The organism is Paeniglutamicibacter sp. GQ140 (assembly GCF_059759235.1).
This window is the reverse complement of sequence record NZ_JCAXDW010000009.1, coordinates 72,748-90,208: the sequence shown is the minus strand read 5'-3', so window position 1 is coordinate 90,208 and position 17,461 is coordinate 72,748. Positions and strand designations below refer to the sequence as shown.

The window sequence follows — 17,461 nt, the reverse complement described above, 5'->3', positions numbered from 1 at the left end:
CAATGCGCTGCCGTCCGAGGCACGCGGGGCGAAGGCTGCATCCAGGTCCAGCAGGGGGACACCGGCAAGCCGGTCGCGCTTGGCGGCCCGGGCACGCACGATGCCGCGTGCGACAGCTGCAGCTGGGCCGGCGCAGGGATTGTCAAATGCTCGTTTCATGTTTGAATGGTCTGGTGGATCACATGCGCAGAAACCCGGGCCCGAACGAAAACCTCTCACGCGACGAGGCCGCCTGGCGCGCCGCCACCCTTCAGGTGGTTTCCTGCGAGGTGGACCTGGACCTTTCGCAGGCGCTGGACCCCGCGGTGACCGGGTACCGTTCCGTCACCACGCTGGCCTTCAGGGCCACCGGCACCACCGGCACGTTCATCGACTTCATCCACGAATCCATCGGGTCGATCACGCTCAACGGCTCCCCGGTCGACCCCGCCGACGCGGTCGCCGGCTCGCGCATCTACCTGACCGGGCTCACCGAGGGCGACGAAGCGGTGAACACCGTGGTCATCGACGGTTACGCGAAATACTCGCGCAGCGGCGAGGGCCTGCACCGCTACGTCGATCCGGCCGATGGCCAGACCTATTGCTACACGCAGTTCGAACCGGCCGACGCCCGCCGGGTCTACGCAAATTTCGAGCAGCCGGACCTGAAGGCGCCGTTCACCTTCAGCGTGCGCGCCCCGCAGGACTGGCACGTGGCCTCCAACCAGTCAGCGGCCCGGGTTGACCACCACGGCGACGGAACCGCCACCACGCGCTTCGCCCCCACCCTGCCGATCTCCACCTACATCACCACGGTGCTCGCCGGGCCTTATTTCGTGGCCACCGACACCTACACCCGCGCCCTGCCCGACGGGACCGAGCTGGTGATTCCGCTCAATGCCACCTGCCGCGCCTCGCTGGCCGGGCACTTCGACGCGGAGAACATCCTGGCACTGACCCGGGCCGGGCTTGACTACTTCCACGAGCTCTTCGACTACCCCTACCCGTGGGGCAAGTACGACTCGGCGTTCGTGCCCGAATACAACCTCGGCGCCATGGAAAACCCCGGCCTGGTCACCTTCACCGAGCACTACGTCTTCACCTCGCGCGCCACCGAGGCCCAGCACGAGGCCCGCGCCAACACCATCATGCACGAGATGGTGCACATGTGGTTCGGCGACCTGGTGACCATGGCCTGGTGGGACGACCTGTGGCTCAAGGAGTCCTTCGCCGACTACATCGGCACGCTGGCCAACGCCGAGGCCACCGGGTTCGACACCGCCTGGGTTGCCTTCGCCAACCGCCGCAAGGGGTGGGCCTACGTGGCCGACCAGCTGCCCACCACCCACCCGATCGTCGCGGACATCACCGACCTGGAGGCCGCCAAACAGAACTTCGACGGCATCACCTACGCCAAGGGCGCCTCGGTGCTCAAGCAGCTCGCCGCCTACGTGGGCGCCGAGGCCTTCCGCGACGCGTCCCGCGCCTACTTCCGCACCCACGAATACGCGAACACCACGCTGGCCGACTTCCTCGACGCGCTGGGCACGGCCTCGGGCAGGGACATGGGCTCCTGGGCCGACGCCTGGCTGAAGACCGCCGGCGTCCCGCGCCTGGGCGTGGAGCTCTCGCTCACCGATGCGAAGATCACCGCCGCGACGCTCACGCAGGCGGGAACCGACCCGAGAACCGGAACGGGCATCACCCACCCGCACGTGCTCAACGTCGGGCTGTTCAACGTGGTCGACGGGACGCTGGCCCGCACCGCTTCACACCGCGTGGAGCTGGCCGGAAGCTCCGTGCAGCTCCCCTTCCTGCTCGGGGAAGCCCGCCCCGACCTGATCCTGCCCAACGACGGCGACGACACCTACGCGATGGTGGATTTCGACGAGGTTTCGCTGGCGACGCTGCTGGCGCACCTGGGCACGCTCTCCGATCCGCTGGCCCGCGCGACCTGCTGGGCGGCGCTGTGGAACATGGTCCGCGACGCGAAGCTGCCGGCCCCCGAATTCCTGGAGGCGGTGCGCGCGCACGCCGAATCGGTGACCGAGGTCGGGGTCTTCGCGCAGCTGCTCGCCCAGGCCACGACCGCCGTCAACCGCTACCTTCCCCCGGCGCTGCGCGATGCCGAACGCGCCGCCCTGGCCGAGGCGCTCACCGACTGGCTGGGCCGGGCGGAACCCGGCGGCGACAAGCAGGTTGCCGCCGCGCGCGCCCTGGCCGTGCTGGCCCGCGGCCGGGTCGCCGGGGAGCTGGTCGACTCCCTGCTGGCCGGCGGGCAGCCCTTCGACGGGCTGGAGCTGGACGAGGACCTGCGCTGGGCGCTGTGGCAGGCCAAGGCCGCCTCCGGCACCCTCGATGCGGCGGCGCTGGCCCGGCTCGAGGCCGACGCCGCGGCACACCCCTCGGCGGTGGCAGTCTCCGGCCGGCTGCTGGCCCTGGCCGCACGACCGGATGCCGCCGTGAAGAAGGCGGCGTTCACCGCCGTGCTCACCGGACGCGATGCCGACGGTTCGGCCCTGTCCAACGAGGCCGTCTCCGCCACCGCGGCAGGTTTCCTGCTCGGCACCCACAAACTGCTCGACGGGCACTACTCCGAGTACTGGCCGGCACTCGAGGCCATCTGGGAATCGATGAGCATCGGCATGGCCACCCGCGTCATCTCGGGGCTCTTCCCCGCGGCCCAGGACCTCGGCGAGGAACCCGTCCACCCGGTCATGGCCCGGGTCGATTCCTGGCTCCTGGAGCACCCGGACGCCCCCGCGGCGCTGCGCCGGATCCTGCTCGAGGAACGCGACTACCTTTCCCGCTCACTGGCCGCCCAGCGCCTCAGCGCCGGCTAGCGAGCCGGTGCCGAAGCTGGCGACTTGGCCAGGTTCGGCCGGCCACGAATTCACGCGTGGCCCCGGCCTCGCCGGAAACGCGCAGGCGGGCCCGGCGGCGCGGGGTCATCGGATGCAGAACTCGTTGCCCTCTGGATCGGCCAGCGTGTACCAGGCGAAGGGGCCCTGTGCGGCCGCATGCAGGAATGTCGCACCACGTTCCACAAGCCTGTCGCGCACCTCGTCGCGGTCCCCCAGATTCAGGTCAAGGTGCAGGCGGTTCTTCACGGTCTTGGGCAGGTGAACCAGCTGAAAGAGGATCCGCTGGCGCTGCTGCTTGCCAAGCTGGTCCAGCGGGCAGATTCCCGCCCCGCTCCTCCAGGCCAGCTCGCCGTCGAAGATCAGGGTCTCGTCCTCGCTGGCGTGCCCCTCGTCGATCATCTTCTGGATGAAGTCCGGGTCGCTGGGTTCCACCGTCCAGCCGAGGGTTTCCGCCCACCACACCGCCTGCCTGTGGGGGTTGATGCTGTCGATGGTGATCTGCAGTGGGTGGTCCATGACCACACGTTATGCCGCCGAACCGCCCGATTCAAGGGCCCGTGCCCAACGTGGCGCGCTTCGGGGCGACAGGGCGTGCCGAAGGTGGCGTGGAACCGGTTGCTGCGACCTCTTCCTCGCCTCCGAGCCGCGGCGCCATGCCCGCCGTGCCCATTGCCTCCCATGCCCGCCGGCCGTACTCTGGGCCGTGGAATGGCGGTGCGGCAATGCGCCGGCCTGCCGACACGGCCTTGAAAGCGAGCAAACCATGTCACGGGTGAGGGTCCACAACTTCAGCCTCTCGATCGACGGCTACGGCGCCGGCCCCGGGCAGCTCCTCGCCGAGCCGCTCGGCGCGGGCGGCGAGGAGCTGCACGGCTGGATCTTCCCCACCGCCTACTGGCACGAGCGGAGCGGGGAGCCCGGCGGGAGCACCGGGCGGGACGACGCGTGGCTGCGGGCAGGGGACGAGGGCATCGGGGCCACCGTCATGGGCAGGAACATGTTCGGGCCCGTGCGCGGACCCTGGGAGGCGTGGGATGCCGCGGGCGACGCCGGGCCGTGGCGCGGCTGGTGGGGCGAGCGCCCGCCCTTCGGGCACGAGGTCTTCGTGCTCACCCACCATGCCCGGGACCCGGAGGTGATGGAGGGCGGCACCACCTTCCACTTCGTCACCGACGGGATCCGTGCGGCGCTCGAGGCCGCCCGGGGCGCCGCGAACGGAGCGGACATCCGCATCGGCGGGGGCGTGCACACGGTGCGCGAGGCCGTCGCCACGGGGCTGGTGGACGAGCTGCACGTGGCCATCGCGCCGGTGCTGCTCGGCGGCGGCGAACGGCTCTTCACCGGCAACTGGGCCGAGGACGGCTACCGGCTGGCCGCCTCGGAGCAGGGCGAAGGGGCCATGCACGTGCGCCTGGCGCGCTCCTGATCCGCTCTTGCCGCCGGCGCCGGATCGCGCCGGCGACGCAAGCTAATCTGGTTCACATGTATTTGGAAAACATCGTTTTCGACGCCGTTGACCCGCGGCGCGTTGGCAGGTTCTGGCAGGAGCTCTTGGGCTGCGTGCAGCTGAGCGACTCCGCGGAGGGATTCGAGACCCGGCTGGCGATCGACGGCGGCCCGGCCCTTGACCTGTGCTTCCAGCCGGTCCCCGAGGCCCCGCGGGATCCGGTGCGGCTGCACCTGGACCTGCGCGGCGGGCCCGGGCGGGACGCGGTCGTTGCCGCGGCGCTGGAACTGGGGGCGGTGCGCCTGGACATCGGCCAGGGGGAGGTCCCGTGGGTCGTGCTGGGCGATCCGGAAGCCAACGCCTTCTGCGTGATGGAGGACCGTGCCGCCTACTCCGACACCGGGCCGATCGCCGCGCTCCCGCTGGACAGCGCCGACCCGGACGCCGACGCCGTCTTCTGGTCCTGGCTGACCGGCTGGGCCGCGCTCCCGGCCGGTGCCCGCACGTTGCGCCACCCCTCGGGCCGCGGCCCGCTGCTGGTGCTGTGCCCCGAGCCCGCGGCCAAGGCCGGCGCGAAGAACCGGATGCACCTGGATCTGCGGCTGGAGTCGGGCGACGATGCCGACGAGGTCGCCGCCGGCATTCTCGCCCGCGGCGGCAGGGAAATGCACCCGGACTGGGGCGAGCTACCCTGGCGCATCTACCAGGACCCCTCGGGCAACGAATTCTGCGTGCTGCCGGCCGGCTAGCCTTCACCCTGCCAAGGGGCAACGGCCGGCCCGCCGCCGGTTGGTGATCGGGCGCACATCTGGCATACGGTGGCATGTATCCATGTTCTGCCGTTCCAAGGAGTGCCCATGAGTGTTTACGCTGTCACCAATCCCGCCACCGGCGTCGTCGAGGCGACCTACCCCACGGCCACCGATGCCGACATCCAGGCGGCCCTGGGCCTCGCCCACGGCGCCTTCGGGTCCTGGAACACCACGGAGATCGCCGTGCGCGCTGCCCTGCTGAACCGCGTCGCGGACCTCTACGAGGAGCGCCGCGACGAACTCTCCGCGATCATCACCCGCGAGATGGGCAAGCCGATCTTCCAGTCCGGCAAGGAAATCGACATCACCGTGTCGATCTACCGCTACTACGCGGCCAACGGGGCGAAGTTCCTGGCCGACGAGGAGCTGGAGGTCGCAGCCGGCGGCACCGCACTGATCCGCAAGGAGGGCGTGGGCGCGCTGCTGGGCATCATGCCGTGGAACTTCCCCTACTACCAGGTGGCCCGCTTCGCCGCGCCGAACCTGATGAACGGGAACACCATCCTGCTCAAGCACGCCCCGCAGTGCCCCGAATCCGCGCTGGCCATGGAGCAGATTTTTGCCGACGCCGGGGCGCCGGAGGGCGCCTACGTGAACATTTTCGCCACCAACGACCAGGTCGCCGGGATCATCGCCGATCCCCGCGTGCAGGGCGTCTCGCTTACCGGCTCCGAGCGCGCGGGCTCCGCGGTCGCGGAAATCGCCGGGCGCAACCTGAAGAAGGTCGTCCTTGAACTCGGCGGCTCCGATCCCTTCCTGGTGCTGGAGGACGCCAACGTGAAGCGTGCGGCCAAGCAGGCGATGGTGGGCCGCTTCGGCAACACCGGCCAGGCCTGCAACGCCGCCAAGCGCATCATCGTCGACGCATCGGTCTACGACGAGTTCGTCGAAAACTTCACCGGCGCCGTCGCGGGCATCAAGGTCGGGGACCCGGCACACCCGGAGACCTTCCTCGGCCCGCTGTCCTCCGCCGCGGCCCGGGACGGGCTGGCCGCCCAGGTGCAGGACGCCATCGACAAGGGTGCCACCGTGCTCGCCGGCGGTGCCGCGCTTCAGGGCGACGGGTCCTTCTTCGCTCCCACGGTGCTGGCCGATGTCACCGAAGACATGCGCGCCTACACCGAGGAGCTCTTCGGCCCGGTGGCCGTGCTCTACAAGGTCTCCGGCGACGCGGAGGCGGTGGCCCTGGCCAACGCCTCGGCCTACGGCCTGGGGGCCTCAATCCAGACCGAGGACATGGACCGGGCGCACTCCATCGCCCGGCAGCTGGAGGTCGGCATGGTCTCGATCAACCAGACCAGCGGGTCCGCCGCGGAACTTCCCTTCGGCGGCGTGAAGCGCTCGGGTGTCGGGCGCGAGCTGGGCAAGTACGGCATGGAGGAATTCGTGAACCGCAAGCTGGTCACCTTCCGCGGCTAGCGCCGGTCCCCCGGCCGGTCCGCGCGTGCCCCGGTGTGGCTCCTGCACACCGGGGCATACGGGCCCCGCGCCGCGCGATGCCGGCGGATGTGAGGCAATCGGCAACCGCCACACCGCGCACGGCGGATAGAATTGGGGCAGCAAGTACCGCGCCCGAGCTGGCCCGGCGTTGAAACCCCGGCAGGAAAGCACAACCATGAACCCTGAACGCATGAACGTTGAGTCCTTCAACCTCGACCACCGCACCGTTGCCGCACCCTATGTGCGCGTCGCGGACCGCAAGCAGCTGCCGCTCGGGGACGTGATTACCAAATATGACGTGCGCTTCACCCAGCCAAACGTCGCCCACCTCGAGATGCGGGCGATCCATTCCCTGGAGCACCTCTTCGCCGAGGCCTCCCGCAACCACTCGGCCTCGGTCATCGACTTCTCCCCCATGGGCTGCCAGACCGGCTACTACCTGATCCTGCAGGGCGAACCGGACGTGGCCGCCGCGGCGAACCTGATCGAGGCGGCCCTGACCGACGTGCTGCAGGCCACCGAGGTGCCCGCCGCCAATGAGATCCAGTGCGGCTGGGGAGAAAACCACTCCCTCGCCGACGCCCAGGACGCCGCCCGCGCGTTCCTGGCCCAGCGCGCCGTCTGGGAGCAGGTCACCGCGTGAGCCGGATCGACGTCGTGGTCATCACCGCCATGGGAGAGGAATCCACCCCCTTCCTCCAGCGCGCCTCCGCGGTCGGGGACCCGGTGCGCGTGGGCAACTCGGTGCAGCGCACCGGCACCCTTGACGGGCTGGGCGCGCTCTTCGTCCAGGGCGGCATCGGCCTGGTCAACGCCACCGGGGCCGCCACTGCTGCCCTGCTGCGGGCCGCGGCCGAGGACCCCGAGGCCCCCGCACCGCTGGTCATCAGCGCCGGCAGCGCCGGCGGGCTGGGTGACACGGTGCGGGTGGGAGACGTTGTCATCGGCTCGGTGGTCATCAACGCCGACGCGGATGCGCGCGCCTTCGGCTACGAGCTCGGCCAGGTGCCGGGCATGCCCGCCTCCTACGCTGCACCCGAGGTCCTGCTCGAGGCCGGCAACGTCGGGAACCCCGGGCTCGGCATCGTGGCCACCGTGCACCACGGGCTGCTTGTCTCCAGCTATTCGTTCGTCGGCCACGACCGCGCCCCCGTCATCAAGGGGCAGTTCGACGGAGTGCTGGCCACCGACATGGAATCCTCGGCGATCGCCCAGACCTGCGCCTCGTTCGGGGCACCGTTCCTGGCCATCCGCGGGATCTCGGACCTCTGCGGGCCGGCCTCGGATGCCGATTTCCTGGTCCACGTCGACGACGCCGCCGAGCGCTCGGCCGTGATCACCGCTGCGGTCCTGCGGTCCTGGCAGGATGCCGGATCCCCGCGTGCGGAAAACGAGTTGGCCCTCGCCTGATCCGGCGGCCTGCGGCGCCATCGCGGCCGCAGTTCCCCGGCACCCTGCCCGGACCCGCGCAGCAGCGGGCCCGGGCAGCGTCGTCTACGGGACGCGCGCGGTCCATTCGGGGGTGGAGAACTTGGTGGCCGCCAGTTCCCGTGCGGTTTGCCGCGTGGCCTCGTCGACGGTGCCGGCGGTGGCCGCGTAGCGGCGCGTGAACGTGTCAATCATCGCCGAAATGATCTCCGCGCGGCCCATCTTCGCCTGGCTCTTGAGCGGGTCCACGCGCTTGACCGCGGAGGCGATGCCCTTGTCGGAGATCTTCTCCCGGCCGATGCGCAGCACCTGCAGCATCTTTTCCGCGTCGATGTCATAGCTCATGGTCACGTGGTGCAGCACCACGCCGCCGGCCAGCCGCTTTTGCGCCGCCCCGCCGATCTTCCCGGCCTCGGTGGCGATGTCGTTCAGCGGCTTGTAGTGCGCCTTCACGCCGATCGAGGCCAGCGCCTCCATGACCCAGGCGTCCAGGAACGGGTAGGAATCGGCGAAGCTCATGCCGTCAACCAGCGAGGAGGGCAGGTAGAGCGAGTAGGTGATGCAGTTTCCCGCCTCCATGAACATCGCCCCGCCGCCGCTGATCCGCCGGACCACCTGGATGCCGTGCTCGGCCGCTGACTGCGCGTCGACCTCGTTCTGCACCGACTGGAAGGAGCCGATGATCACCGCCGAGTCGTTCCAGTCCCAGAGTCGCAGCGTCGGGCCGCGCGTGCCGGCGGCGACCTGCCGGGCCAGCACCTCGTCGAGGGCAACGTTTTCGACGATGGGCATGGTGTCCGGGCCCAGGACCTCCCAGGCATGGTCGGCCCAGGTCGTGGCGTGCCCCAGTGCCCGGCGCACCACGCGGGCCACGGCATCGGCGTCGAAGCCGAACATCACCGCGCCCTCGCGCAGCCCCGCGTTGACCGCGTCGCGGACCGCTGAGTGTTCCACTGTCGCCGGCAGGCCGACCAACGCGTCGTTCAGGTCGTAGAGGGCCTCGTCGGGCTCCAGGAAGAAGTCCCCGTTGATGGAGGCGGCGGTGATCGCCCCGTCCTGGACCAGCAGGTCGGCGACGACCAGCTTCCCGCCGACAACCTTGTATTCACCGTGATGCGTGTAGCCCTGAGTCATGGACTCCATCCTAGTCACCGGGCACCGCACCCCGCCAAGCGGGGGCGGGCCCCGCCGGCTGGCGGGCGCCCGGGTCGCGGGCGCCCGGGTCGCGGGCGCCCGGGTCGCGGCGGGGTTAAGCAACAACGGGACCCTCCCAAAAAGGAGGATCCCGTGTGCAGGCGTGAAGGCGGAATTACTTCTTGCCGCCGAAGCCCTTGAAGCGGGCGTTGAAGCGCTCGACGCGGCCGGCCGAGTCCATGATGCGCTGCTTGCCCGTGTAGAACGGGTGCGAGGCGGCGGAGATTTCGACGTCGATGACCGGGTAGGTGTTGCCGTCTTCCCACTCGATGGTCTTCTTGCTCGTGGCCGTCGAACGGGTCAGGAACTTCTCGCCCGAGGCGAGGTCATGGAACACCATGGTGTTGTACTGCGGGTGAATATCAGCCTTCATGCTAAACCTTTGCTCACGTCACTGGATTTTGCCAGCAACCAAATGTGCCAAACCGGCCCGTGGGATCACGAAGCCGACGTTCCAGTGTAGCGGAACGGGACAAGGATTTTCCAATTCAGGCGCGGGTTGCTGCCGCTAGCGTGCGCGCAGCTCCCAGAAGGCCACGGCCGAGGCAGCCGCGACGTTCAGCGAGTCGACGCCGGGGCGCATCGGGACCATGACGTGCAGGTCCGCCCGTTGCAGCACCGCCTCGCTGACCCCGGCCCCCTCGGTGCCCAGGACCAGTGCGAGCCGCTCGTGGTTGCCCGCGGCAACCTCGTCGATGCCCTGGGCATGGGCCGTCAATTCCATGGCGGCGATGGTGAACCCGGCCGCGGCCACGGCGCGCAGGTCATCGGGCCACGCCTCCAGGCGCACCCACGGCACCTGGAACACCGCGCCCATGGAGACCCGGATGGACCGGCGGTACAGCGGGTCGGCGCAGCGCGGGGTGATCAACACCGCATCGATGCCCAGTGCCGCCGCGGATCGGAAGATCGCGCCGAGGTTGGTGTGGTCGACGATGTCCTCGAGGATCGCGATCCGCTTGGCCCCGGAGAGCACCTGGTCCAGCGCCAACGGGGCGGGGCGGTCCATGGCCGCCAGCGCACCGCGGTGCAGGTGGAAGCCGGTGATGGATTCGAGCACCGCGTCGGAGCCCACATAGATCGGTGCCTGGGGGTGGGCGGCAAACACGTCGCGCAGTGAATCCAGCCACTTCGGCGCCATGAAGAAGGAACGCGGGCTGTGCCCAGCGGCCAGCGCCCGGCGCAGGACCTTGGAGCTTTCGGCGATGTAGCGCCCGTTGGCCGGGTCCGCGACCTGGCGCAGCGCGGCGTCCGACAGACCCACGTAGTCATGGGCCCGCGGGTCCTTCCCCGAGTGCAGGAAGACCAGGCGTCGGGCGAGGTCTGCGCCGGCCGCCGCGCGCACCGCGGCCTCGGCTTCGTGCCCCGCATCGAATCCGGGGGCTTGTCCGGGCGCGGGCATCAGGACCCCGTGAGGAGCTTGGCGACCATGTTGGCCAGCGCCACCAGGCCCAGCGCCACGATGACGGCGCGCAGCCAGCCCGGGGAGAGCCTACGCCCCACCTTTGCGCCGATGAACCCGCCGATGAGCGAGCCCACGGCGATCAGCAGCACCACGGGCCAGTGGATGCGCTCGGGGGCGAAGACCAGGTAGGAGATTGCCGCGACCAGGTTGACCACCAGGGACAGGATCACCTTGATGGCGTTGGACTGCTGCAGCGAGGCATGCAGGAAGATCCCGAACACGGCCATCAGCAAGATGCCCTGGGCGGCGGTGAAGTAGCCGCCGTAGATGCCGATGAGGAACACCAGGATGTACAGGGTGGGCCCGATGCGCGTGCGGTCGGCCTCGTCGGGGTTGATCCCGACGCTGGTTGCCTGCCGCGTCTTGGCCCAGGCCGAGAGCCGGGGCTGGAAGATCACCAGCAGCAGGGCCAGCACGATCAGCACCGGGGCCACGTACCCGAAGACTGTGTCGGGCAGGTGCAGCAGCAGCCAGGCGCCGATGAGCCCGCCGACCAGCGAGACCGGGACGAGCTTGAGCATCGTCCGCCAGACGCTGGCGGCCTCCCGCCGGTAGCCCCAGGCGCCGGAGAATCCCCCGGCGACCAGGCCCATCGCGTTGGAGACCACCGCGTTGACCGGTGCGAACCCGAGGGCCACCAGCACCGGGAAGGTCACCAGGGTGCCAGATCCGACGATGGTGTTGATGGTCCCGGCCCAGAGGCCCGCGAAGAAGATGATGATGTCGCGCCACAAGTCCACGCCGGAAACCGCTCCCCTGTTGATGATTGTTGCTGTGGGCCACGACCCGCAGGGCGGTGGCGGCGGCGATGCCGCGGTGCTCGGCTAGTGCTTGGCGACGGCGCTGAAGCGCCCGCGCTCGGCGCGCAGGCTCAGCGGCGTGCCGAAGGTCTCCGAAAGGTTGTCCTCGGTCAGCGTCTCGGCGATGGGGCCGGCGGCGACCACGTGGCCGTCGCGCAGCAGCAGGGCGTGGGTGAAGCCCGGCGGCACCTCCTCGAGGTGGTGGGTAACCAGCACCATCGCCGGGGCCTCCTCGTCGTTGGCCAGCTCGCTCAGCCGTGCCACCAGGTCCTCGCGGCCGGCCAGGTCAAGACCGGCGCCCGGCTCGTCGAGCAGCAACAGCTCGGGATCGGTCATCAGCGCACGGGCGATCTGCACGCGCTTGCGCTCTCCCTCGGAGAGGGTGGCGAAGGGGCGGTTGATCATGGTGGACATGCCCCAGTCGTGCAGCAGGGTGAATGCCCGGCGCTCGTCGAGCTTCTCATAGGCCTCGCGCCAGCGTCCGGTCATTCCGTACGATGCGGTCAGCACGACGTTCAGCACGTTCTCGCCCTCGGGGATGTGGTTGGCCAGGGCCGCGGAGGACAGGCCGATGCGGGGGCGCAGCTCAAAGACGTCGACGGCGCCGAGCACCTCGCCCAGCACGCCCGCCACGCCGCGGGTGGGGTGCATCCGGGCACCGGCGATCTGCAGCAACGTGGTCTTTCCGGCGCCGTTGGGTCCCAGGACCACCCAACGCTCGCCCTCCTTTACCTGCCAGTTGATGTCAGTCAATAGATCTTTGCGTCCGCGTACCACGGAGACGTCGGCGAGGCCCAGCACTTCATTCATGGGTAAAACACTAGGCCAGTGAACCGCCTTTGACCCAACCGGCCGCGCCAGACATGCCGTGGGAACGCCCCCGGGCGCGCCCCGGAGCCCCGCTCGCCCGAAGCACGCGCGGCGCCCCGGGACCGGAACCGGGGGTGTGATGTCGAACAAGAAGCCGCGCAACAAAGCGTGCGACGTTTTGGGCGGGCGCCCGCGGCCGCGGGAGAATAAACGAATGCATTCCACTGCCTTCATCGTGTTCCATTCCGCCGCCACGCCGTGTGCCGAACCCGCCGGCCTGCGCCGCACCCTGGCCGCCGCCGGCCACGAGGTGATCGACGAGCAGGCGTTCGACGGTGCCGGCCGCAGCGGGGCGCGCTGGGAGGTCACCGGGACGGTGCGCCAGCTGCGCGCCCTGGTGAACCCGCTTGACAACCTGTTGGCCCGTTCCGAGGACCCCGCGCTGCGCGCCTCAGCCATCGCCGTGGTTCCGGCCGGGCTCGTGCGCGCGAAAAAGATGCTGCTTGTCATGGACGTGGACTCCACGCTCATCAAGCAGGAGGTCATCGAGCTGTTGGCGGCCCACGCCGGACGGGAAGCGGAGGTCGCGGCTGTCACCGAGGCCGCCATGCGCGGCGAACTGGATTTCGCCGCCTCGCTCCACGCCCGGGTGGCCACCCTGGCCGGACTTGATGCGGGGGTGATCGATGCGGTGCGCTCGCGCCTGGAGCTCAGCGACGGTGCGGCAGAGCTCATCGCCGCCTTCAAGGCGGCGGGGCACCACGTGGGGGTCGTCTCCGGCGGCTTCGCCCAGATCCTTGACCCGCTGGCGGCCGAGCTGGGCCTGGACTTTGCCCGCGCCAACGACCTGGTCGTCGTCGACGGGCAACTCAGCGGCACGGTGAACGGGCAGGTGGTGGACCGGGCCTACAAGGAGACCATGTTGCGCACCTGGGCCCGCGAATTGGGCATCGACATGGAGCACACCATCGCCGCCGGCGACGGGGCCAACGACCTGGACATGGTCGGCGCCGCCGGACTCGGGGTGGCATTCAACGCAAAGCCGCTGCTGCGCGATGCCGCCGACGCACGGATCGACCAGCCGCGCCTGGACATCATCGCCAACTTGGTGGGGATCTCATAACGATTTGCTCCTAATCACCTGATATTTAGTCCCTCGTTTGGATGCCACCGGTAGGATGCAGGAGGCGGCCCAACCCTTTCGCGGGGTGCCGCAATCCCAAACACGGTACGCCGGCGTGCCCCCGATGGAAGAGAACGAATCGTTTTGCAGAGTGAAGAATTGGGTCGCAAACATCGCGCCCCGGAACGCAAGTCACGCCGTGGTTGGCTCATCGGCGGGGCCTGTGTCGTACTTGCCGGCGGACTGTATTCAGGTGCCGCCGCCTATGCCGGCTCGCAGATTCCCGCTAACACCACCGTCCACGGGGTGAACGTCGGCTCGCTGTCCACGGAGGCGGCGCGCCAGGTCCTTGAGCAAAAGCTCACCCCGGCAACCACGCAGGAAGTCGCCGTGCAGGTCAACGGCAAGCAGGAAGCCATCGACCCGGTGGCCGCCGGACTGGCGATCGACATCGAGGGGACCCTGGACGGGCTCACGGGCTTCGACCTGAACCCCGCCACGCTGCTGGAGCGCTTCACCGGCCAGCTGCACATCGAACCGTCCAGCCACGTCGACGAGGCCAAGCTGCGCGCCGAGCTCGATGCCCTGGCGACAAGGGTCGCGGCCAAGACCGCCGAGGGCAAGCTGGCCTTCGACGGCGCCACGCCGGTGCTGACCAAGCCGGTCACCGGCGTGGCGCTGGAAGTCGACGAATCCGTGGCCGTCGTCTCGGAGTCCTGGTTCGACGCTGCCGAACCGCTGGAGCTTCCTGCCACACTGAGCGAGCCCAAGACCTCCGCGAAGACGTTGGAGACCGCCCTGGAAGAGACGGCCAAGCCGCTGGTTGCCGGCCCCATCAAGCTCACCGACGGGAAGTCCAGCGCCTCGCTGACCCCGGAGCAGCTGGCGGATGCGGCCTCCTTCAAGGTCGCCGACGACGCCGTGACCATGTCGCTGGACGCCAACAAGCTGGTCGAGGCCGCCGCCCAGGGCTCCGACGGGTTCAAGTCCACCGCGAAGGACGCGCGGATCGTCCTTTCCGGCGGTGCCCCGAAGGTCATCCCCTCCGAAAACGGCACGTCCATCGACTCGAAGGACCTGGACAAGCTGGTGCTGGCGGCTTCCCAGGATCCCCAGCGGACCGCCAAGGTCGCCCTCACCACGACGGTCCCGGAGCTGACCACCGCGGAGGCGAAGAAGCTTGGCGTGAAGGAAGCCATCGTGACCTTCTCCACCCCGTACCCGGCCGCCGACACCGTGCGCACCAAGAACCTCTATGCCGGCACCAAGCGTCTCACCGGAGTGCTGGTCATGCCCGGAGAGACCTTCTCGCTGGAGAAGGCGCTCGGCCCGATCACCACGGCCAACGGCTACTACGGCTCCGGCGTGGTCGTCAACGGCTTCGCCACCGAGGCCGTCGGCGGCGGCCTGTCGCAGATCTCCACCCAGTTGTACAACGTCGGCTTCCTGGCCGGCTACGACGACATCACCCACAAGCCGCACAGCCGCTGGTTCGAGCGCTACCCCGCCGGCCGTGAGGCCACCCTCTGGGAGGGCCAGGTCGACATGGCGTGGAAGAACAACACCCCCTACGGCGTGATGATCGAGGCCTGGGTTGGCGGCGGGAAGGTCAACACCCGCCTGTGGAGCACCGACTACTGGACGGTCGGCAGCAAGTCCTCGGCCAAGTACAACCTCACCAACCCCGGCACCGAGTACAACCCGGCCAAGAACTGCAAGCCCGAAAGCGGCGGCAAGAAGGGTTTCTCGATCAACGTCACCCGCACCCGCACCTCGGCGGACAAGACCCTGCCGGCCGAGACGAAGTCCTGGACCTACCAGCCCTGGAACAAGGTCATCTGCGGGAAGAAGCCCTAGGTTCGGACCCCCGCAGCACGCCGACGGAGGCGCCGCCCCACCCGACACCGGGAGGGACGGCGCCTCCGTCGCGTCGGCCCCCGCCCCGCCCAAGCGCAGTCGCGTTCACGCCCTCCCATGTCGGCCGGGGGTCCTTTCACGTAGTCTGGAGCCGTGGGCCGCACGAGTGAACCTGCCAGGCCCGGTTCTATTCCTGTTCCCTACCCACCTGGAGCCCGAGATTGGATCCGACCGGCACCCCAGCGTTTCTCCCCCTCCTGCTGCTTTCCGTCGTCCTGACCGCGCTCTTCGCGCTGGCCGCGGCCTTCGCGGTGCGACGCATCCTGGGGGTCCCGGTCGGGTGGCCGCGCTCGTTCGCGGTCGGCCTCGTCGTCTGTTTCGGCGGCACCCCGCTGACCACGGTGTTCCTGGCCAATTCCGGGATCCACGACGCCGAGGACGCCGCGCTGGCGGTGGTCCCCACGCTGCTGCTCTTCGCTCTCTCGATTGCCTGGGCCTTCGCGCTGGGCACCGGGTTGCTGGTGGCGGTGGAGGTGCTGTGGCCCACCGGCAGCCTGGGCACGCCGTGGGGCGTGCTGCGCTCGCTGCGGGCCTCCGGCGCGCGGCGCAGGCGCTACCTGCAGGTCACCCGCACCGCCTTCCGTGAGGGACTGCTGCGTCCGGTCAGTGCACGCTCCATGCAGGGCGGAACCACCGAGGCCGCCCGGACGGCGCGCTCCCTGGCCGCCACGCTGGGCAAGTCCGGGGTCACTTTCATCAAGCTCGGGCAGATGCTTTCCACCAGGGCCGACACGCTGCCCGCGGAGTACATTTCCGAGCTTTCCCTGCTCCAGACGCGCGCCGAGCCGGAACCATTCAGCGCCCTGCGCCCGATGCTGGAGGCCGCGCTGGGCCGGGAGCTGGACGAGGTGTTCTCCTCGATCGACACCGAGCCGCTGGCCTCCGCATCGGTGGCCCAGGTGCACGCGGCGGTGCTGAAAACCGGGCAGGCGGTGGTGGTGAAGATCCAGCGGCCGACGGCCCGCACGCAGGTCAAGGTCGACCTGGACATCATCGAGCGGTTCGCCGGAATGCTCGAGCGCCGCACCGCGTGGGGCCGGGCACTCGGCCTCGAGTCGCTCGCGGCGGGATTCGGGGCCTCGCTGCGCGAGGAATTGGACTACACCGTCGAAATGGCGAACATGCGTGCCGTGGCGGCGGGGAACCCCGCGCTGAAGATCCCGCGGGTGTATCCGGAGTTCTCCTCGAACAAGGTGCTGGTCATGGAACACCTGGACGGCGATCCGCTGGGCGAGGCCTGCCTGGACGCCGCGACCCCCGAATTGCGCAGGACGCTGGCGGTGGAACTCTTCGACGGGATCCTGCAGCAGGTGATCGTCTCGGGCGTCTTCCACTCCGACCTGCATCCCGGAAACATCCTGGTGCTGCGCGGCGCCGGAACCGGAGCCGGCGCGCCCGCGGGCCCCGCCCTGGCGCTGCTGGACTTCGGCTCCGTGGGACGCCTCGGGCGCGACACCCGGATGTCGCTGGCCGGGTTCCTCGTGGCCGTGCAGGCCGACGACAACGTCGCGGCCACCGACCGCCTGCTGGAAATGGTGGACCGGGCTCCCGCACTGGACCGGCGGGCCCTGGAGCGCGGCATGGGGATCCTGCTCACGCACCTGGACGGCTCCCCGCAGGTGCTCTTCACCAAGCTCTTCCAACTGCTCCAACGCCATGGACTCGGCGTCCCGCCGCAACTTGCCGGCGCCCTGCGCGCCATTGGTTCCCTTGAAGGGACCATCAGGCTGCTGGATCCGGGGTTCGACGTCATCGGCGAGGCCCAGCAGCGGTCCCTGGCCTGGATCTCCGCCACGACCACGCCCGAGGCCCTCAGGAACCTGCTGGCCTCCAACGCCATCGGCTTCGTCTCGACGCTGCAGCGCATGCCGCGGAACCTGTCCATGCTGAACGAAAAGATCGAGAGCGGGAACCTGCAGGTCAATGTCCGGCAATTCGCCTCCCCCACGGACCGCGGCTTCCTCACGGGGCTGGTCCACGAGGGCATCATCGCCGGGATCTCCATTGCCGCCATCATCGGCAGCATCCTGTTGATGGTTTCCGACTCCGGGCCCATGCTGGCGCAAAACCTGCGCCTCTACGAGTTCCTCGGCTACACGCTGGCCCTGGGCGGATTCGTGTTCGGGCTGCGCTCGCTGCTGCGCATCCTGATACCGCGGAAATGAGCCGTGCAGGACCAGGT

The 17,461-nt window shown here is 69.5% G+C and carries 15 protein-coding genes; 9 read left to right on the top strand and 6 right to left on the bottom strand.

Features of this window, described 5'->3' with window-relative positions; translation table 11 throughout:
- Nucleotides 1-182: 182 nt before the first annotated feature.
- Nucleotides 183-2,822, top strand: a complete 2,640-nt coding sequence (gene pepN / locus AC6CHY_RS13605; protein ID WP_498227075.1) for an aminopeptidase N — start codon at nucleotides 183-185, stop codon at nucleotides 2,820-2,822.
- A gap of 105 nt (nucleotides 2,823-2,927) precedes the next feature.
- On the opposite strand, the gene AC6CHY_RS13600 is transcribed toward pepN, so the two are convergent.
- Nucleotides 2,928-3,359 (bottom strand): VOC family protein, encoded by a 432-nt coding sequence (locus tag AC6CHY_RS13600; protein ID WP_217388044.1) that lies wholly within the window; start codon nucleotides 3,357-3,359, stop codon nucleotides 2,928-2,930.
- 247 nt (nucleotides 3,360-3,606) lie between these two features.
- Here AC6CHY_RS13600 and AC6CHY_RS13595 point away from each other — a divergent pair, with 247 nt between their 5' ends.
- From AC6CHY_RS13595 to mtnN, 5 genes are all read left to right on the top strand, one after another.
- On the top strand, nucleotides 3,607-4,269 hold the full coding sequence (locus tag AC6CHY_RS13595; protein ID WP_498227074.1) for a dihydrofolate reductase family protein: 663 nt from the start codon (nucleotides 3,607-3,609) through the stop codon (nucleotides 4,267-4,269).
- Between the two features lie 56 nt (nucleotides 4,270-4,325).
- Complete coding sequence (locus tag AC6CHY_RS13590; protein WP_498227073.1) at nucleotides 4,326-5,039, top strand: VOC family protein; 714 nt, start codon at nucleotides 4,326-4,328, stop codon at nucleotides 5,037-5,039.
- Between the two features lie 108 nt (nucleotides 5,040-5,147).
- Complete coding sequence (locus tag AC6CHY_RS13585; protein ID WP_217388047.1) at nucleotides 5,148-6,521, top strand: NAD-dependent succinate-semialdehyde dehydrogenase; 1,374 nt, start codon at nucleotides 5,148-5,150, stop codon at nucleotides 6,519-6,521.
- 196 nt (nucleotides 6,522-6,717) lie between these two features.
- Nucleotides 6,718-7,185, top strand: coding sequence for an S-ribosylhomocysteine lyase (locus AC6CHY_RS13580; RefSeq protein WP_217388048.1), 468 nt, complete (start codon nucleotides 6,718-6,720; stop codon nucleotides 7,183-7,185).
- A complete protein-coding gene (mtnN, locus tag AC6CHY_RS13575) occupies nucleotides 7,182-7,952 on the top strand; it encodes a 5'-methylthioadenosine/S-adenosylhomocysteine nucleosidase (RefSeq protein ID WP_217388049.1) in 771 nt (256 codons plus the stop codon). Before AC6CHY_RS13580 ends, mtnN begins: the two co-directional genes overlap by 4 nt.
- An 84-nt stretch (nucleotides 7,953-8,036) precedes the next feature.
- Here mtnN and lplAB read toward each other — a convergent pair whose 3' ends face one another.
- From lplAB to AC6CHY_RS13550, 5 genes are all read right to left on the bottom strand, one after another.
- Nucleotides 8,037-9,104: a lipoate-protein ligase LplAB gene (gene lplAB / locus AC6CHY_RS13570; RefSeq protein WP_217388050.1), complete on the bottom strand. Its 1,068-nt coding sequence runs from the start codon at nucleotides 9,102-9,104 to the stop codon at nucleotides 8,037-8,039.
- Nucleotides 9,105-9,279: 175 nt separating this feature from the next.
- Nucleotides 9,280-9,537, bottom strand: coding sequence for a type B 50S ribosomal protein L31 (locus AC6CHY_RS13565; RefSeq protein ID WP_217388051.1), 258 nt, complete (start codon nucleotides 9,535-9,537; stop codon nucleotides 9,280-9,282).
- A gap of 135 nt (nucleotides 9,538-9,672) precedes the next feature.
- Nucleotides 9,673-10,566 (bottom strand): TrmH family RNA methyltransferase, encoded by an 894-nt coding sequence (locus AC6CHY_RS13560; RefSeq protein ID WP_498227072.1) that lies wholly within the window; start codon nucleotides 10,564-10,566, stop codon nucleotides 9,673-9,675.
- Nucleotides 10,566-11,369, bottom strand: coding sequence for a sulfite exporter TauE/SafE family protein (locus AC6CHY_RS13555; protein WP_217388053.1), 804 nt, complete (start codon nucleotides 11,367-11,369; stop codon nucleotides 10,566-10,568). Before AC6CHY_RS13555 ends, AC6CHY_RS13560 begins: the two co-directional genes overlap by 1 nt.
- Nucleotides 11,370-11,453: 84 nt before the next feature.
- A complete protein-coding gene (locus AC6CHY_RS13550; protein WP_217388054.1) occupies nucleotides 11,454-12,239 on the bottom strand; it encodes an ABC transporter ATP-binding protein in 786 nt (261 codons plus the stop codon).
- A gap of 214 nt (nucleotides 12,240-12,453) precedes the next feature.
- Here AC6CHY_RS13550 and serB point away from each other — a divergent pair, with 214 nt between their 5' ends.
- The 3 genes from serB to AC6CHY_RS13535 all read left to right on the top strand — a co-directional run bounded on the left by serB (nucleotide 12,454) and on the right by AC6CHY_RS13535 (nucleotide 17,444).
- On the top strand, nucleotides 12,454-13,362 hold the full coding sequence (gene serB, locus AC6CHY_RS13545) for a phosphoserine phosphatase SerB (protein ID WP_217388055.1): 909 nt from the start codon (nucleotides 12,454-12,456) through the stop codon (nucleotides 13,360-13,362).
- Nucleotides 13,363-13,521: 159 nt separating this feature from the next.
- Nucleotides 13,522-15,219 (top strand): VanW family protein, encoded by a 1,698-nt coding sequence (locus AC6CHY_RS13540; protein ID WP_498227071.1) that lies wholly within the window; start codon nucleotides 13,522-13,524, stop codon nucleotides 15,217-15,219.
- 221 nt (nucleotides 15,220-15,440) lie between these two features.
- Complete coding sequence (locus tag AC6CHY_RS13535; RefSeq protein WP_498227070.1) at nucleotides 15,441-17,444, top strand: ABC1 kinase family protein; 2,004 nt, start codon at nucleotides 15,441-15,443, stop codon at nucleotides 17,442-17,444.
- Nucleotides 17,445-17,461: the final 17 nt, after the last annotated feature.

What these genes read in the sequence shown, in the direction of transcription:
- AC6CHY_RS13550 (WP_217388054.1), bottom strand. Translation starts at nt 12,239, where the DNA reads ATGAATGAAGTGCTGGGCCTCGCCGACGTCTCCGTGGTACGCGGACGC.
- serB (WP_217388055.1), top strand. Translation starts at nt 12,454, where the DNA reads ATGCATTCCACTGCCTTCATCGTGTTCCATTCCGCCGCCACGCCGTGT.
- AC6CHY_RS13600 (WP_217388044.1), bottom strand. Translation starts at nt 3,359, where the DNA reads ATGGACCACCCACTGCAGATCACCATCGACAGCATCAACCCCCACAGG.
- AC6CHY_RS13590 (WP_498227073.1), top strand. Translation starts at nt 4,326, where the DNA reads ATGTATTTGGAAAACATCGTTTTCGACGCCGTTGACCCGCGGCGCGTT.
- AC6CHY_RS13560 (WP_498227072.1), bottom strand. Translation starts at nt 10,566, where the DNA reads ATGCCCGCGCCCGGACAAGCCCCCGGATTCGATGCGGGGCACGAAGCC.
- AC6CHY_RS13565 (WP_217388051.1), bottom strand. Translation starts at nt 9,537, where the DNA reads ATGAAGGCTGATATTCACCCGCAGTACAACACCATGGTGTTCCATGAC.
- AC6CHY_RS13580 (WP_217388048.1), top strand. Translation starts at nt 6,718, where the DNA reads ATGAACCCTGAACGCATGAACGTTGAGTCCTTCAACCTCGACCACCGC.
- AC6CHY_RS13585 (WP_217388047.1), top strand. Translation starts at nt 5,148, where the DNA reads ATGAGTGTTTACGCTGTCACCAATCCCGCCACCGGCGTCGTCGAGGCG.
- pepN (WP_498227075.1), top strand. Translation starts at nt 183, where the DNA reads ATGCGCAGAAACCCGGGCCCGAACGAAAACCTCTCACGCGACGAGGCC.
- lplAB (WP_217388050.1), bottom strand. Translation starts at nt 9,104, where the DNA reads ATGACTCAGGGCTACACGCATCACGGTGAATACAAGGTTGTCGGCGGG.
- AC6CHY_RS13595 (WP_498227074.1), top strand. Translation starts at nt 3,607, where the DNA reads ATGTCACGGGTGAGGGTCCACAACTTCAGCCTCTCGATCGACGGCTAC.